Origin of the sequence: Nocardia sp. NPDC050412, from assembly GCF_044458825.1 — a bacterium.
Taxonomy (GTDB): domain Bacteria; phylum Actinomycetota; class Actinomycetes; order Mycobacteriales; family Mycobacteriaceae; genus Nocardia.
In genome coordinates this window covers 344,088-359,264 of record NZ_JBITIJ010000001.1, presented here as the reverse complement: position 1 = coordinate 359,264, position 15,177 = coordinate 344,088, and the positions used below count along the sequence as shown (strand labels likewise).

Below are 15,177 nucleotides of genomic sequence, written 5' to 3'. Positions count from 1 at the left end.
GGGCGCACAACCCACGCCGGACTCAACGCAGTGCGGGCGCTTCGGCCAATTCGACCGGAAGATCCTGCAATCCCCGAATGAGCATGCTCTCCCGCCAACGCAATTCCCCACCCTCGGCGGCCAAGCGCAGATCCGGGTACTGCTCGACCAAGCGTGTGATCGCGATGCGCGCCTCCAGCCGAGCCAGGCCCGCACCAAGGCAGTAGTGGATGCCGTGCCCGAACGCCAAATGACCGGAAGTGGAGCGCTGCGGATCGAACTCTGCGGCGTCGGCGAAGTGCCGTTCGTCGTGGTTGGCCGACCCCAGCGCGACGAGCACCATCTCGCCCGAGGGGATTTCGATGCCGCCCAACGTGACCGGTTCAGTCGTGTAACGCAACGTCGCGACATTCACCGGACCGTCGTAACGCAGCATCTCCTCGATCAGGGCGGGCACGGCCTCGGTATTGCCGTGCAGCGCACGGTAGCGCGCCGGATCCGACAACAGGGTGAGCACCGTATTACCGATCAGATTGACCGTGGTCTCATGACCCGCGACCAGGATGAGGAACACCATGGAGATCAGCTCGTCATCGGTGAGGCGGTCACCGTCGGCATTGGCGACGATCAGGTCCGAGACGACATCCTCCCCCAGCCCCTCGGCCCGCCGTCGAGTGACCAGCCGCTCGAAATATTCGGCGATGGCATCGGTCGCTTGCCGGACCTCCTCGGGCGTCGCGGTGGACAGCTCGACGATGATGCGCGACCACTCCCGGAAATCCGCGCGATCGGCCACCGGCACACCGAGCAGTTCGCAGATGACGGTGATGGGCAGCGGAAATGCATACTCCGACAACAGATCCACCCGGCCGGCGCCATCCGCGGCGATCCGGTCGAGGAGTTCGTCGGCGATCGCAAGCACGCGCGGGGTCAGCGCCTCGATCCGGGCGGGCGCGAATGCGGGCGCGACCAATCGGCGCAGCCGGGCGTGCCCCGGCGGATCGGTATTCAACAGGTGGTAGCTGATCCGGGCATTCACCGCACCGACGCCGGTGTCATCGATGGGCAGGCCGCGGGCCTTGCGGCTGGCGTCGGTGCGAGGGTCCTTGCGAATGGCCGGATGGCGCAGCACCTCACGCGCGACGTCCAGATCCACCACCAGCCAGGCGCGGACGCCGCTATTCAACTCGACCGGGTGCACGGGGCCTTCGGCGCGCAGCTCCTCATAGAAAGCATACGGTGTATGAAAGAAGTCCTGCGGCAGCTTTCTCATTCGACGGCCCTTCCCGTTCGCGAGTTGTCTTGCGCCCCTTCGATAGTGGCACGCGACACCGATCTCGACCACCCGCGCGCCGACCGTAGCCACCGAATCTGACCAGAGGATGACCTTCGCGCGCACCGCATCCGACGAAAGGATGACCGCGACAGATTCACCAGGCACGGCCACGACGGGGCCGATACTCTCCGCAGATGGGACCGATTTCTCCTGTCCTGCGCGGAGCCCGGATCGCGAATTCGTTCGCCTTCGGGTTGCAGGGCTTTTTCTTCGCGGTGGTGCTCACCGAACTGCCCCAGCAGAAGGATCGGTTCGGCCTGTCCGATGGCCTGATCGCCGGTTCGGTGGTGCTGGTTTCGATCCTCGCGGGCGTCGGCAGTGTGGCGGCCGAGCAGGTGGCCACGCGATGGTCGAGTCGAGTCACGGTGCGGATCGGATTGCTGGGCATCACGGTCACCGGATGCGCCATCGCGCTGGCACCCGATACGCCGGTGCTGCTGATCACCCTCGGGCTCTACGGAATCGCGGTCGGCATTGTCGACGCGAGCACCAATATGCAGGGTGTGTTCATTCAGCACGGGTACGGGACATTCATCCTGTCCTCGTTCTACGCGGTGTGGAGTGCCGGATCAATACTCGGCGCGCTGTTCGTATCCGCCTGCGAGGCACTGGATGTCACACTGCGCGAATCGCTGTTGACGGCGGCGGGCATAGTTCTCGCGATCGGATTGCTGATAGGCCCACGCCTGCTCGGGGCCGCGGCGGCCGAGTCCGCGACGGAGGTGGCCAACGGCGAATCCTCGGCATTCGCGATGGTTCCGCTGCGCATGTACCTCGCCTTCGGGATCGCGGCATCGCTCGTATTCGCCATCGATCTCGCCGTCAGCAACTGGTCGGCGTTGTATCTGAAGGAGGATCTGCTCGCCAGTTCGTCCACGGCGGCGTTGGCGTTGGCGGTCTATCAGTGCGCGTCGCTGGCGGCCCGACTCAGCGGTGATCTTTGGGTTCGGCGGCTCGGTGGACGCCGGGTGGTGCGCATCGCGGGGGCGGTCGGCGTGCTCGGACTGGCCGTCGCGGTGGTCGCGCCCGGGCCGGTTGTCGCGATCGTCGGCTTCCTGATCGGCGGTTTCGGTACCGGCGTCGTCGCACCCCTGTGCTTCAGCGAGGCCGGCCAGCTGACCAGTGGGCGCCGGCTCGACGCACTCATCGCACGCCTGAATCTGTTCAACTACGCGGGCACACTCGTCGGCGGCGGACTGGTCGGTGCGATCGCCGCCGGGTTCGGACATCGGATCGGTTTTGTGATTCCCGTCCTGTTCATGGCAATCGTTATCGGACTCGCGCGTGTATTCCATTCCCGTTCCGAACCGGATGAGCTTTCGGCCTCCAGCGATGGTCGTGCTGTACTGGACACATGAGCAACATCCCAGTCACCGTCGACCGGGCCGGATTATGGGACGCCGAGGCCCTCAGTGACGTTGCGGCCGCGACCTTTCCGCTCGCCTGTCCCCCGCACGCAACTGCGGACGATATCGAGATCTACATCGCCGAGGCGCTCTCCGGTGAACGCTTCGGCGAATATCTGACCGACCCCGCCCGGATCGTGCTCAAGGCGGTGGCGGCCGGCGGTATCGTCGGCTATGCGATGTTGCACTACGGCGACCCGGCCGATCCCGACATCGCCAAGGCCGTCGACCTGCGGCCGGCCGTCGAGATCAGCAAGATGTACGTACTGCCCGGCCACCATGGCGCCGGTGTGTCGAAGGCGCTGATGAACGCGTCGCTGGAACTGGCCCGCGAGGAGGCGGTCGCCGGGGTCTGGCTCGGGGTCAACCAGGAGAATGAGCGCGCCCAGCGGTTCTATCTCAAGCACGGGTTCGAACGGGTCGCCACCAAGACGTTCATCGTGGGCAGCCAGTTGCACCACGATTTCGTAATGCGGCGGGTTTTCTGACCGGATCAGGCCACGAACTCGACCAACGCCGCATGGAAATTCGGATCCACCACGGCCATCAGGTGATCGCCGGGCACGATCCGCAGCGTCGCGTCGGGTAGTGCGGCCGCGAGCCGATCGGGCTCGGCGGCGAACGGGTCCTTATCGCCGGCCAGGACCAGGCTCGGCACCGTGATATCGGCCAGGGTCTTTATCGGCTCGTCATCCAGGGCGGTCGCGACCGCCTCGATGGCATCGCGATCGGCGCGTACCGCGTCGGCGAGAATCCGGAACATCATCGCGATCGGTGGTGTGCCCGCGCCGTCACCACGCATGGCGGCGCGCAGATCGTCGATATCGATGACGCGCCGGTCGACGCCGCCGCAATCGAGCACACCCGAGCCGATGCCGCCCACAGCCAGCTTGCTCACCCGCTCGTCGGCACCCGCCACCAGCAGCGAGATGATCGCGCCCATCGAATAGCCCACCTGAACAACACGATCGAAGCCCAGTTCGTCGTAGAGCGCGCTGACATCGCGTGCCATCCCCGCCCACGAATACCGCGACGGATCATGGGGTTTCTCGGAACGACCGTGACCGCGCGCATCCAATGACACCACGGTGCGCCCGGCGGCCTGCAGGGCGCCGACCACGCCGGTGGCCATCCAGTTGGCATTCGTATCGGCAACCACGCCGTGTTGCAGAACGACCGGAGTGCCTGCGCCCTCCCACACGCGGTAGTTGAGCTCCAGTCCATCCCAGGTCTTGAACGTCGTCATGCCCGGATCGTAGCCCGACAGCGGAATTGACAAGTTCTGCTTGTTCAGTATGTACTGAACATCTCAGTCATTTTTGAACTTGCAGGAACTAGAAGACTTCTCGAAGGAGCGTCATGACCACCGCCGCGATCCGCACCGAGGGCCTGACCAAGCACTACGGCAAGCATGTCGCCCTCACCGAACTGAACCTCGAGGTCGACCAGGGCGAGGTGTTCGGGTTTCTCGGGCCCAACGGTGCGGGCAAATCCACCACCATCCGCATCCTGCTGGATCTGATCCGACCGACCGCGGGCCGGGTCGAGGTGCTCGGCGTCGAGCCGCGCCTCGCCGGCGCGCAATTGCGCAAGCGCATCGGTTACCTGCCGGGCGAACTCGAGATCGAGGGCCGAAATACCGCACGTGAGCTGCTCACCTTCCTCGGCGATCTGCGCGGCGATGTCGCACCGAGGCGGATCACCGACCTTGCCGATCTGCTCGATCTGGATCTGTCCAAGAAGGTCGGCGCGATGTCCAAGGGCAATAAGCAGAAGGTCGGCATTATCGCCGCCTTCATGCACAACCCGGATCTGCTGATCCTCGACGAACCCACCTCCGGACTGGATCCGCTACTGCAGCAACGCTTTCTGGATCTGGTCGGCGCGGCCAAGCGCAATGGGCAGACGGTGTTCATGTCCTCGCACATTCTCAGCGAGGTACAGCAGAGCGCCGATCGGGCGGTCATCATGCGCGCCGGTCAACTGCTCGGCACCGAGAATGTCGAGGATCTGCGCAGGCGTTCGCCGCGCTCGGTCGAATTGGTCTTCGGCGAAGACATTTTCGGCGACGACTTCGCCAAGCTGCCCGGCGTGCGCGATTTGTCCGTCGACGGAAAAACCTTGCGCTGCACCACCGAGGGCGAGGTCGACGGCCTGTTCAAGGTGGCCGCGAAATACCAACTGGTGAGTGTGCTGTCCACCGAGCCGGACCTCGAACAGATCTTCTTCAGCCGCTACGGCCGCTGATCCTGCATCACCCGAATCATTAGCGCATAGGAGAATTCGTCATGACTCGCTCGATCTTCACCCAGACGTTGAAGGAACAGCGGCGCGGCCTGATCGGCTGGTCGATCGGCTTCGCCATCATCCCGATGATGTACCTGCCGTCCTATCAGTCACTGAAGGAGCAGGGCTCGCTCGATCTCGAGCAGAACAAGATGTACGACGCCATGGGCGTCAGCGATTTCGCCAGCGCCAGTGGATATTTGAACGCGACGGTGTACTCGCTGATGGGGCTGGTGCTGATGCTGATCTTCGCGGTCACATTCGCGAGCCGTTCGGTGACGCAGGAGGAGAACGGGATGCTGGATCTGCTTCTCGCACAACCGATCAACCGGATGAATCTGCTGCTGCAGCGGTTCGCCGCGCTGTCCGCGCAGACCGCGATCGCCACCACCGTGCTCACCCTGAGCGTGATTGCGGGGGCCGATCAGGGTGGGCTGGACGTACCCACCGGCAATATCGTGGCCGCAAGCGCGGGCCTCGGATTGCTGGCGCTGGTCGTCGGCGCGATCACGCTGCTGATCGGCGCGGCCACTGGAAAGCGTTCGGTGACACTGGGTTCGGCGTCGCTGATCGCGGTGGCGGGCTATTTGGCCAATAACCTCGGCGGTGACTTCGTGCGCAAGCTGTCGCCCTTCTACTGGGCCAATGGCGGCGCGCCGCTCGTGCACGGCTGGAACGGTATCCATCTGGTGGTGCTGGTCGTCGTGGCCGCGATCGCCCTGGTGCTGGCGCTCGGTGCCTTCGATCGCCGCGATCTGGCGGTCTGATCGACCGATCCGGGGCGGTCCGACACGGTCCGCCCCGTGTACCGCGACCCGGATTCTAGAAGGGATACTTCTCCGATGGGCACCACCGACAACGAGCAGACAACCGAACCGAGCCCGGAAAAGTTGGCATTCGTCGAGGATTTCGCGCTCGTACTGGAGCGGATGGGCCTGGTCCGGATGACGGGTCGGGCCGCGGGGTGGTTGTTGGTCAGCGATCCGCCGGAGCAGACCTTCGGCCAGATCGCCGATGCGCTGCAGGCGTCCAAGGGTTCCATTTCATCGGCGTTGAAGACGCTGGTCACCATGCGCTGGGTGGACAAGATCTCCAAGCCGGGCGATCGCAAGGACTACTACTCGATCCGGCCCGGAATCCTGCCGGAGCTGACCCGTCAGCAGAGCGGTATGTACACCGACCTCACCAATATGACCGCGCGCGGGCTCGCACTATTCGACGATCCGAATGGTGCCGATGCCGAACGGGTTCGGGATATGCACGAGTTCTTCGTGTGGATGGGTAAGGAGCTACCCGCACTGATCGATCGGTGGTATGCGGAACACCCCTAGACGAGCAGCTTCGCCTTCAGTGCGGCGATATCGGTAGCCGACAGCTTCAATCCCTCGCGCACGTAGTTGTCGAAACTGCCGTAGCTCTGGTCTGTCTGATCGAAAGCGGCATCCAGCCAGGCGGCCGAAACACCGTTGAGCGGGTCGTTCGGGCTGGCGTTGCGGTACTGGTTGGACAGCAGGTAATCCTGCGTGACGGTGTCGCGGTCCACGCCGAGGACGCTCAGCAGGACGGCGGAAGTCCAGCCGGTGCGGTCCTTACCGGCAGTGCAGTGAAACAGCACGGCGCCGTCGGCGTCGATGATGTCGCGCAGCACCGAGGCGAAGGCCTCGTCCGCGCCGGGCGCGGTGATGAATGCGCGGTACAAATCGCTGCCGCCCGTGAGGGTGGTAACCAGCGTTTGCGGCGGGGCTTGCCCAATGACGTCGTTCCAGTTCGCGACCGCCTCCGCGGGCACGCGGTCGGCCGCGATGGTCCGCTCGTAGACGGTGCGCAGATCGTCGACCACGCGCACCTGACGGCCGGTCAGCACCGCCAGATCGGCCGGAGTCGCATTGTTGAGCTGGCCGGTGCGGTAGACCAGCCCGGTGCGCACCCAGTGCCCGTCGGTGGTGCGGTAGCCGCCCACGTCGCGTCCGTTCTGCACGCCTTGCAGGTTCAACGCGCGATCGAAGGTCACCGGATCGGCGACGCTGACCGGGTCGGCCAGCGCGAAGCCTGCCACCGGACCGAAGGCGACGGTGAGACCGGCGGCGAGCGCGACCGGAACCCGAACGGAACGACGGACCATGCCTGCTCCAATCATCGGTGTGAACGACCATCACACACAATCAAGTGAAGTATGAGTTGGTCAACTTTCCCGGGCGGATCGGCCGGGTAGGTCCGTCCTCGACAGTTACGCAGCAACCTCGAAGCGCGAAAGCGCCAGCAGACGCGAAATCGCGCGCAGGTACTTCTTGCGGTATCCGCCGTCGAGCATCTCCTTGGAGAAGATCTCGTCCAGCTTCGCACCCGAAACCGTCACCGGGACGCTCGCGTCGTACAGCCGGTCGGCGAGCACGACGATCCGCAGCGCGACCGCCTGATCGGTCACCGGATGCACATTCGAAATGAATACCGACGACACACCGGAGATCAGCGCGCCGTACTTGGACGGGTGCAGTGTGCTCAGATGCTTCAGCAGCGCATCGAATTCGTCGAGTGTGGAACCCGGTGTGGCAGAAGCACGTTCAGTGAGCAGCTCCGGCGAGGTGGGTTCCGGAGCGGGCGGCAGATCGCGGTGCCGGTAGTCCGGACCGTCGACGCGCACGGCCTCGAAGATCGAACCGAGCTTCTTGATCTCGCGCAGGAAATCCTGGGCGGCGAAGCGGCCCTCGCCAAGCTGGCCGGGCAGGGTGTTGGAGGTGGCGGCGATGGAGACGCCGCGCGCAGAAAGCTCGGTCAACAGCCGCGAAACCAGCATGGTGTCGCCGGGATCGTCGAGTTCGAATTCGTCGATGCACAGCACGCTGTTCGCCGCGAGCCGCTCGACGGCATTGTTGAAGCCGAGTGCGCCAACCAGATTGGTGAGTTCACCGAAGGTGCCGAAGGATTTCGGCGCGGGCGCGCTGTGGAAGATGGAGGCCAGCAGGTGGGTCTTGCCGACACCGAAGCCGCCATCGAGGTAGAGCCCCGCGCCGCTGACCGGCTTCTTCCTCCCGAACAGGCTCTTCTTGTTCGCAGCCTGATGGATCTTGGCGACCTGACCGGCAAAGCCCTCTGCCTTGCCGACCGCGGCCGCCTGGGACGGCTCCTTGGGATCGGGAATGTAGGAGGCGAAACTGACCTCGTCGAACATAGGCGGTGGCACCATCTGGGCGACCAACTGGTCCGCCGGAACCTCCGGATGGCGATCGACAAGGCGCTCTTGCATGCTGGAAGCCTAATGACGTGGTGTGATCTTTGTTCATGCAGCGTATCCACAATGCGATCCAGCTCACAGGACTGAGCCGGGACGAGCTCGCCGACCTGTACGCCTACCCCACCGAACTCCAGGCGCCTTGGATCCGCGCCAATTTCGTCTCCAGCATCGATGGCTCCGCCACCAGCGACAATGTCTCCGAAGGCCTCGGGACCCCCGCCGACAAAACCGTCTTCATGCTGCTGCGTCAATTGGCCGATGTGATCGTGATCGGCGCGGGCACCGCGCGGGCGGAGAACTACGGCGGCGCCGCGACCGACCCCGTCTTCCGGCGGGCACTGTACGACCGCGGCATCGGCGGACATCGCGACGGCGCACCGCCACCGATCGCCGTGGTCACCGCGAGCGCTTCGCTGGAGCCGGGCGCGCGGCTGTTCACCGAGACCAAAATTCCGACGCTGATCATAACGACCAGCACCGCACCGGAGGATCGCAAACAACAGCTCGCCGATGCGGGCGCGCATGTCATCGAGGCGGGCGGTGTCGCGATCACCCCGCAGGGCCTGATCAACACACTCACCGACCTCGGACTGCGGCGTGTGCTGTGCGAGGGTGGCCCGCATCTGTTCGGTGAGCTGCTGGAGGCGGATGTGGTCGACGAACTGTGCATCACCACCGCGCCGATCCTGGTGGGCGGCACCGCGCGCCGAATCTCATTGTCCGCACACGAGTTCCGGGTACCGATGGTGCGCAGGCATATCCTGCTCGACGACGACGGCACCATGCTGACCCGCTGGACCCGTTCATGAACAACCCGCACGAACCTGGCAGGCTGTAGCGCATGCGCTGGACTCGGGCCGTCGTGCTGGCATCGACACTCTCGATCATGATCGCCGGATGCGGTGCGGGACCTTCCGATCGCCCCGGCGTCGCCGTCGAGCGCGCGCCGCAGGGCGGGGCGGGTCCGCACCCGACCACGGTCATCGCACCGCCACCGGATGCCGGTGTCCCCAAAACCGATCTGACCTGGCGCGATTGCACCACGCCCACGCTCGACCTACTCGGCCTCGGTCCCGCGCCGTCCGGCCTGGTCCTGGACTGCGCCGAATACACCACCCCGATCGATTCGACCGGCGGTGTGCTCGGCAACTTCCGCACCGGCGCCATGCGGGCCCGGCTGCCGCAGACCCCGACCGATGTCGCGCCGCTGGTCATTACCTCCGGCTCGGACCGCTCCTCCACCGCGACACTGGCCGGAATCGCCGTCGGCGCGGGCGGTGGGCTGCTGGCCAGTCGCCCGATCGTCGCGGTGGATCGGCGCGGCCTCGGTACCTCGCAACCGATCGACTGTATGACCGTGGAGGCCCGCCGCGGCCTGGCCGATAACGGGCAATTCGGGCCGGGCGCAAGCGATCCCGTCGAAGCGGTGACCGGATTCAGCCAGGACGCCACCATCGCCTGCCGCGACTTCCTGCAGCCCTATGAGGGCACCTTCGACGCACCGCACGCCGCCGACGACATCGAGCAGTTGCGCAGGCAGTGGCAGGTCGATCGGATCGACCTGCTCGGATCGGGCAACGGCGCGAAGGTCGCGCTCAGCTACGCGCGGAAATTCGGCGACCATCTGGCGCGTCTGGTGCTGGACTCGCCGGAGGCCGTGGGGGCCGATGCCGTCACTCGCACCGAACAGCGCGTCCAGGGCGCGGAGGCGGCGGTTACCGCATTCGCCCAGCGATGCACAGGAGTCAACTGCTCACTCGGCGCCGACCCGCGAGCGGCGATAATCGATCTGGTGCGCAAAGCCAGCAGCGGCGGACTCGGCGATATCTCCGCGAGTGCGCTGCTGACCGCGTTGTCCGGCTTCCTCGCCGGTCCGCGCGACCAGTCCGCGCATATCACCGAACTCGCCGACGCGCTCTCGGCCGCCGGGCGCGGCGATCGCGGCTCGCTCGGGACACTGATCCAGCGCGAAAGCGCCGCCACCGCGGCCGACGGTCAGTTCGTCAACCGCTGCACCGATAACCAGCTGCCACCGAGCCCCACCAAGGCCAAGGAGCTCGCCGACACATGGGGCACCAAATATCCGGTCTTCGGCAGGTCCGCCGCGATCGGGATGATGGAGTGCGTTGCCTGGCCGGTCAGTGCCGCGCCGCCGCTGCCGGAGAAGCTGGACCTGCCGGTTCTCGTCCTCGGCGGGGTCGCGGATCCACTGGTCGGCGACGGCGGTCAAGCCTCGGTGACCGGTGCGCTCGGCGCCGCGGGTGCGCGCAAGGCCGCCATCACCTGGCAGGGGTGGGGACATCCGGTTTTCGCCCATTCCGGTTGTGCGCAACGGGCTCTCACCGACTATCTGAAGGACGCCAAGCTACCTGCGGATGGCACTGCTTGCCCCGCATAAGCGAGCGAATCAAAAGGCACAGCCCTTAGGGGAATAACGGAGCAAAGCGCCAGCGAGGCACGGTCATTTCCCCTAATGTCGGCGCGCCAGGTAGGTCCCGGCAACCGTCGTATACGGATCCGGTGTACCGTGCCCCAGTGTTACTTCGACAGCTCGAGCCTCGCACCGCTCGCACCACCGCCGAGGTGATCAAGTTCGCACTCTGGCCCCTCGCGGTCATGACTGTGCTCAACCGGATCTTCATCAAGGCAGTCAACGGGTTCATCACCGATGACTTCAAACCGGTCTACAACGCGTCGCTGGCCTTCCTCAACCACCAACCGGTGTACACGGCGAATTACAACCTGGTGGATCCGCACTACCTGTATCCCCCGAGCGGCACGCTGCTGATCGCGCCCCTGGCGCTGATCGACCCGGAGAAGTCGCGCTGGTGCTTCATCCTGCTCAATGCCGCCGCCATCATCGTGGCCTGGTATCTGCTGCTCAAGCTGTTCAAGTTCACGCTGTCGTCGGTGGCCGCGCCAGTGCTGTTGCTGGCGATGTTCAGCTCCGAAACCGTGATCAACACACTGGTTTTCACCAATGTGAACGGATGCGTACTGCTGGCCGAGGTGGCGTTCATCATGCTGCTGCTCGCGCGACGGGATCTGTGGGCCGGTGCGATATTGGGTTTGAGTATCGCGGTGAAACCGACGCTCGCACCACTCGTGCTGATCGCGGCGGCGCGCGGGCAGTGGAAGGTGTTCTACACCGCTATCGGGGTCCCGGTGGCGCTCACCGCGATCGCCTGGCCGCTGTCGAAGGACGCGGACAAGTTCTTCACCCGTACCGCGCGCTACCTCTTCGAATCCCGGGACTACTTCAACAGCGCGATTGTCGGCAATGCGGCGTATTACGGTCTGCCGCTGTGGCTGACCTGGGGTATCCGGATCATTATGGGCATCGTCGTCGCCATCACGCTGTGGTTGCTGTATCGCTACTACCGCGAGGACGAACTGTTCTTCGTGACGACCTGCTCCGGTGTGCTGATGACCGCGTTCTTCCTGCTGTCCTCACTGGGGCAGATGTACTACTCGATGATGCTGTTCCCGCTGCTGATGTCGGTGGTGCTGCGCAATTCGGTGATGCGGAACTGGCCGGCGTGGCTGGCGGTCTTCGGATTCATGTCCTACGACAAGTGGCTCTCGGACCGCTGGCAGGGCTTCGGGCGCAACCTGGAGTATCTGCGGATCACTTTCGGCTGGGGTCTGCTGCTGATCGTCATCGCGTGTGTGCTGGTCGATCGGTATCTGGCGGCGCGACGGGAAGGTCGGCTGCCGTTCGGAATCGATCCGGAGTGGATGCGCTCGGCACCGGATTCGCGGGATGCCGCCGAGGACGCGCCGCGGGTGGCCGAGCCGGCGACGGCATACGAAAACACTCCCGACAAGGCGACGAACGGCAGCGAATTGCTCGATGAACCGCGGGCGAGTGCACTCAAGTAGCGACGAGGCAGTCGGCGCAGGCGTCGAAAACCTATTAGCGTGGAGCAATGAGTTCTGACGCCGACACGTCCCTGCCCGCACCCCGGATCCAGCTGACCCCACAGGAGTGGAAGGCCAAGCTGAATCCGGAGGAGTACGCGGTGCTGCGACAGGCCGCGACCGAACGTCCGTTCACCGGCGAGTACACCGACACCAAGACCGAGGGTGTTTATGTGTGCCGGGCGTGCGGGGCCGAATTGTTCCGCAGCACCCAGAAATTCGATTCCCATTGCGGTTGGCCGTCGTTCTTCGACCCGGCGAAGTCGGAGGCGGTAATTCTGCGTTCCGACGACACACTGGGCATGCACCGGGTCGAAGTGCTGTGCGCGAATTGCCACAGCCACCTCGGCCACGTCTTCGAGGGCGAGGGATACAACACGCCCACCGATAAGCGCTATTGCATCAACTCCATCGCCCTGCAACTGCACCCCTCGGGCAGTGCAGCGGAGTAGAACGAACACGGCGCTGAGCGAAATATACAGACCGACCGGCTTGTTGCGCATGCCCCGAAAAACTGGGGCATGCGCGAACGGTTGGTGAATCAGGGCAGCGCGGCGATGAGTTTTTCGATTTCGACGCGAGGGCCGGTGAAGAAGGGCACCTCTTCGCGCACGTGCAGGCGGGCCTCGGTGGCACGCAGGTCTCGCATGAGGTCGACGATGCGGTGCAGTTCCGGGGCCTCGAAGGCAAGGATCCATTCGTAGTCGCCGAGAGCGAAGGAGCTGACGGTGTTGGCGCGCACATCCGGGTAGCCGCGTGCGGCCTTGCCATGGTCGGCGAGCATCTTGCGGCGCTCGTCGTCGGGCAGCAGGTACCACTCGTAGGAGCGCACGAACGGGTAGACGCAGATGTAGTTGCCCGGATCCTCACCGGCCAGGAACGCCGGAACGTGGCTCTTGTTGAATTCGGCGGGCCGATGCAGCGCCACATTGCTCCAGACCGGCGCGCTGGCCCGGCCCAGTTCGGTGGTGCGCCGGAAATCCGCGTACACCGACTGCAGATCCTCGACCCGCTCGGCATGCGACCAGATCATGAAGTCGGCATCGGCGCGCATCCCCGCGACGTCGTAGATTCCGCGCACCACGACCTCGCGCTCGGCGAGCCCATCGAAGAATGCCCGTGCCTCCTTGATGGCGGCCTCACGGTCGTCCCCGAGCACCCCCGGCTGCACCTGGAACACCGAGAACATCAGGTAGCGGATGGTGGAATTGAGTGCTTGATAGTCGAGTCGCGCCATGATTCCTATCGTGCCACTGCGGCGGATCAGGGTATCCGCGCGGGCCGGTCCCAGCGCGGGTGCTCGCGCCGTGTTTGCGGCGCGAGCAGACTGCCCGGTTACATCGGGCCGGTGTCCAGTCGCCAGTCGGTCGGGGTGAACTGTTCGATGTATCGGTGAACCGTGAGAGCTGCATGAACCCGCCGCCACCGGCGAGCAACCGCTGCCACGGCGATGGTGTCCTTAATTACGCGATACGGTGCGGTTTTTGACCCGCCGACAATGCCGGGGATACCGGAACCGTCACCATCCGACGGGATGCACATCACATGGTCGGCTATCCCGGCCGGCCACACCGGTCTACATTCCGGTATCTGTCATTGCTATCGCGTGGCGGCAATTCGCGGTGTCGCGGGACCCGATCAGGGTCTGGTGGTATGGGTCAAAGTGGTGGCTATGCGATGGGCGGCGGCGGTGCCGGAGGCTACGCAGGCAGGGACGCCGACGCCGTGGAGGTAGGCGCCTGCTATCGCGAGGCCATCGAAATCGGCTGTGGTGGATTCGATTTCGGCTATGCGGTCGAGGTGGCCGGGAGCGTATTGGGCGAGGCCGCCCGGCCAGCGTTGCACCACGGCGGAGATCGGTTCGATGGCGGCCCCGGTGACGGTGGCGAGGTCTTCGGTGGCGGCTGCGATCAGGTCGGCGTCGGACCAGGTCTGGGAGGAGTCGTCGCCGAATTTGCCGAATGAGGCTCGGACGGCGGCGGTTTCGCGTTCAGCGAGGTGGGTCCACTTACGGCTCGACAATGTGAAGGCCTTGGCACGCAAGGGTTCTCCGGTGGCGACCAGAACGCCGGAGTTCTGCGGCAGCGCGGTGTCACGTGGGAGGGCAAGGGCCACAACGACGGACGAGGACAGCTCGACACCCGCGGCAGCTGCTGCGGCGCCGGGCGCGAAGGGGCGCAGCAGGTTCGCGGTCACCGGAGCGGGGGTAGCGAGCACCACCGCGTCGACCGCGCCGATCGGTTCCAGTACCCAGCCGTGGGTCGCGCGGATCAGATGGCTGGCCGAGGTCGCGGTGACGAATTTCGCCTCGGACTTGGTGGCCAACGCGTCGAGGAGCACCCGATAGCCGTCGCGAAGGCCGCCGAAAACCGGCGCGTTCGAGGGCGGCGGCATGGCGGCGGCCACCGCCTGAGTGAGGCTCGACGCACCATCGTCGAGTGCGGCGGCCAGGGTCGGCAGTGCGGCGCGCACCCCGATGGACCGCGAACTGCCCGCATAGACGCCACCGAGCAGCGGATCGACGCTGCGTTCGGCGACCTGCGCACCGAACCGGTCGGCGACCAGGCTGTAGACGTCGATATCGGCGTCCGGGTACCAGGCCAGCGGCCGGCGCGCCTCCGCATCGATCCGCTCGAGCGTCTCGGCATCGACCAACCCGCGCATCGACTCGGCATCCGACGGAATGCCCATCAGTGTACGTTCCGGCAGCGGATGCGCGCTCCCCTGCGCCCAGACCAGCGGACGCAGCCCCGCGGGCACCACCAACTGCGACTCCAGACCGAGCTCGCGCAGCAATGCGGGCATCTCCGGCCGCCGCCCGACGAACGCCTCGGCCCCGAGATCCAAAGGCCCCCCGGCCAATTCGCCGGTATAGAGAATGCCACCCAATCGCGCGCCCCGATCGATGACCACGATCTCCGCCTGCGCCCCCAGCAGCCCCCGTAATCGGTACGCCGCGACAAGTCCGCTGATCCCGCCACCGACCACCGCGATTCTCATGTCGCGACCGTAGCCCT

The 15,177-nt window shown here is 65.4% G+C and carries 15 protein-coding genes; 9 read left to right on the top strand and 6 right to left on the bottom strand.

The annotated features are described in order from the left end of the window. Positions 1-22: 22 nt before the first annotated feature. On the bottom strand, positions 23-1,252 hold the full coding sequence (locus ACIBI6_RS01675; RefSeq protein WP_396955005.1) for a cytochrome P450: 1,230 nt from the start codon (positions 1,250-1,252) through the stop codon (positions 23-25). A 197-nt stretch (positions 1,253-1,449) separates the two neighbouring features. Between ACIBI6_RS01675 and ACIBI6_RS01670 the strand changes: the two genes are divergently transcribed. Next, positions 1,450-2,673 (top strand): MFS transporter, encoded by a 1,224-nt coding sequence (locus ACIBI6_RS01670; protein ID WP_396955004.1) that lies wholly within the window; start codon positions 1,450-1,452, stop codon positions 2,671-2,673. Continuing rightward, positions 2,670-3,209 (top strand): GNAT family N-acetyltransferase, encoded by a 540-nt coding sequence (locus ACIBI6_RS01665; RefSeq protein ID WP_396955003.1) that lies wholly within the window; start codon positions 2,670-2,672, stop codon positions 3,207-3,209. The genes ACIBI6_RS01670 and ACIBI6_RS01665 overlap by 4 nt, the downstream gene beginning before the upstream one ends. A 5-nt stretch (positions 3,210-3,214) precedes the next feature. Here the strand turns inward: ACIBI6_RS01665 and ACIBI6_RS01660 are convergent, their stop codons facing one another. After that, positions 3,215-3,967, bottom strand: a complete 753-nt coding sequence (locus ACIBI6_RS01660; protein ID WP_396955002.1) for an alpha/beta fold hydrolase — start codon at positions 3,965-3,967, stop codon at positions 3,215-3,217. A gap of 113 nt (positions 3,968-4,080) precedes the next feature. Between ACIBI6_RS01660 and ACIBI6_RS01655 the strand changes: the two genes are divergently transcribed. The 3 genes from ACIBI6_RS01655 to ACIBI6_RS01645 all read left to right on the top strand — a co-directional run bounded on the left by ACIBI6_RS01655 (position 4,081) and on the right by ACIBI6_RS01645 (position 6,338). After that, complete coding sequence (locus ACIBI6_RS01655; RefSeq protein WP_364339948.1) at positions 4,081-4,968, top strand: ABC transporter ATP-binding protein; 888 nt, start codon at positions 4,081-4,083, stop codon at positions 4,966-4,968. Between the two features lie 41 nt (positions 4,969-5,009). Beyond that, positions 5,010-5,774 (top strand): ABC transporter permease subunit, encoded by a 765-nt coding sequence (locus ACIBI6_RS01650; protein ID WP_396955001.1) that lies wholly within the window; start codon positions 5,010-5,012, stop codon positions 5,772-5,774. A 75-nt stretch (positions 5,775-5,849) separates the two neighbouring features. Continuing rightward, entirely contained in the window at positions 5,850-6,338 is a 489-nt protein-coding gene (locus ACIBI6_RS01645; protein WP_396955000.1) for a GbsR/MarR family transcriptional regulator, read from the top strand. Here ACIBI6_RS01645 and ACIBI6_RS01640 read toward each other — a convergent pair. Then, positions 6,335-7,129, bottom strand: a complete 795-nt coding sequence (locus ACIBI6_RS01640; RefSeq protein WP_364339943.1) for a tyrosine-protein phosphatase — start codon at positions 7,127-7,129, stop codon at positions 6,335-6,337. The genes ACIBI6_RS01645 and ACIBI6_RS01640 overlap by 4 nt on opposite strands. Positions 7,130-7,234: 105 nt before the next feature. Next, positions 7,235-8,251 (bottom strand): cell division protein ZapE, encoded by a 1,017-nt coding sequence (gene zapE, locus ACIBI6_RS01635; RefSeq protein WP_364339941.1) that lies wholly within the window; start codon positions 8,249-8,251, stop codon positions 7,235-7,237. A 35-nt stretch (positions 8,252-8,286) separates the two neighbouring features. Here zapE and ACIBI6_RS01630 point away from each other — a divergent pair, with 35 nt between their 5' ends. The 4 genes from ACIBI6_RS01630 to msrB all read left to right on the top strand — a co-directional run bounded on the left by ACIBI6_RS01630 (position 8,287) and on the right by msrB (position 12,612). Beyond that, positions 8,287-9,048 carry a pyrimidine reductase family protein gene (locus ACIBI6_RS01630; protein WP_364339939.1) on the top strand — a complete coding sequence of 254 codons (762 nt, stop codon included), beginning with the start codon at positions 8,287-8,289 and terminating at the stop codon, positions 9,046-9,048. 32 nt (positions 9,049-9,080) lie between these two features. Further along, entirely contained in the window at positions 9,081-10,637 is a 1,557-nt protein-coding gene (locus ACIBI6_RS01625; protein WP_364339937.1) for an alpha/beta hydrolase, read from the top strand. Positions 10,638-10,774: 137 nt separating this feature from the next. Then, positions 10,775-12,121 carry a glycosyltransferase family 87 protein gene (locus ACIBI6_RS01620; protein WP_364339935.1) on the top strand — a complete coding sequence of 449 codons (1,347 nt, stop codon included), beginning with the start codon at positions 10,775-10,777 and terminating at the stop codon, positions 12,119-12,121. A gap of 47 nt (positions 12,122-12,168) precedes the next feature. Continuing rightward, on the top strand, positions 12,169-12,612 hold the full coding sequence (gene msrB / locus ACIBI6_RS01615; RefSeq protein WP_396954999.1) for a peptide-methionine (R)-S-oxide reductase MsrB: 444 nt from the start codon (positions 12,169-12,171) through the stop codon (positions 12,610-12,612). A gap of 89 nt (positions 12,613-12,701) precedes the next feature. Here the strand turns inward: msrB and hemQ are convergent, their stop codons facing one another. Both hemQ and ACIBI6_RS01605 read right to left on the bottom strand, forming a co-directional pair. Then, positions 12,702-13,397 carry a hydrogen peroxide-dependent heme synthase gene (gene hemQ / locus ACIBI6_RS01610; protein ID WP_364339931.1) on the bottom strand — a complete coding sequence of 232 codons (696 nt, stop codon included), beginning with the start codon at positions 13,395-13,397 and terminating at the stop codon, positions 12,702-12,704. 401 nt (positions 13,398-13,798) lie between these two features. Then, positions 13,799-15,160: a protoporphyrinogen oxidase gene (locus ACIBI6_RS01605; protein WP_396954998.1), complete on the bottom strand. Its 1,362-nt coding sequence runs from the start codon at positions 15,158-15,160 to the stop codon at positions 13,799-13,801. Between the last annotated feature and the right edge of the window lie 17 nt (positions 15,161-15,177).

Bases quoted from the DNA above. Each gene is read 5' to 3' on its own strand.
- ACIBI6_RS01675 (WP_396955005.1), bottom strand. From the start codon at position 1,252: ATGAGAAAGCTGCCGCAGGACTTCTTTCATACACCGTATGCTTTCTAT.
- ACIBI6_RS01670 (WP_396955004.1), top strand. From the start codon at position 1,450: ATGGGACCGATTTCTCCTGTCCTGCGCGGAGCCCGGATCGCGAATTCG.
- ACIBI6_RS01665 (WP_396955003.1), top strand. From the start codon at position 2,670: ATGAGCAACATCCCAGTCACCGTCGACCGGGCCGGATTATGGGACGCC.
- ACIBI6_RS01660 (WP_396955002.1), bottom strand. From the start codon at position 3,967: ATGACGACGTTCAAGACCTGGGATGGACTGGAGCTCAACTACCGCGTG.
- ACIBI6_RS01655 (WP_364339948.1), top strand. From the start codon at position 4,081: ATGACCACCGCCGCGATCCGCACCGAGGGCCTGACCAAGCACTACGGC.
- ACIBI6_RS01650 (WP_396955001.1), top strand. From the start codon at position 5,010: ATGACTCGCTCGATCTTCACCCAGACGTTGAAGGAACAGCGGCGCGGC.
- ACIBI6_RS01645 (WP_396955000.1), top strand. From the start codon at position 5,850: ATGGGCACCACCGACAACGAGCAGACAACCGAACCGAGCCCGGAAAAG.
- ACIBI6_RS01640 (WP_364339943.1), bottom strand. From the start codon at position 7,129: ATGGTCCGTCGTTCCGTTCGGGTTCCGGTCGCGCTCGCCGCCGGTCTC.
- zapE (WP_364339941.1), bottom strand. From the start codon at position 8,251: ATGCAAGAGCGCCTTGTCGATCGCCATCCGGAGGTTCCGGCGGACCAG.
- ACIBI6_RS01630 (WP_364339939.1), top strand. From the start codon at position 8,287: ATGCAGCGTATCCACAATGCGATCCAGCTCACAGGACTGAGCCGGGAC.
- ACIBI6_RS01625 (WP_364339937.1), top strand. From the start codon at position 9,081: ATGCGCTGGACTCGGGCCGTCGTGCTGGCATCGACACTCTCGATCATG.
- msrB (WP_396954999.1), top strand. From the start codon at position 12,169: ATGAGTTCTGACGCCGACACGTCCCTGCCCGCACCCCGGATCCAGCTG.
- hemQ (WP_364339931.1), bottom strand. From the start codon at position 13,397: ATGGCGCGACTCGACTATCAAGCACTCAATTCCACCATCCGCTACCTG.
- ACIBI6_RS01605 (WP_396954998.1), bottom strand. From the start codon at position 15,160: ATGAGAATCGCGGTGGTCGGTGGCGGGATCAGCGGACTTGTCGCGGCG.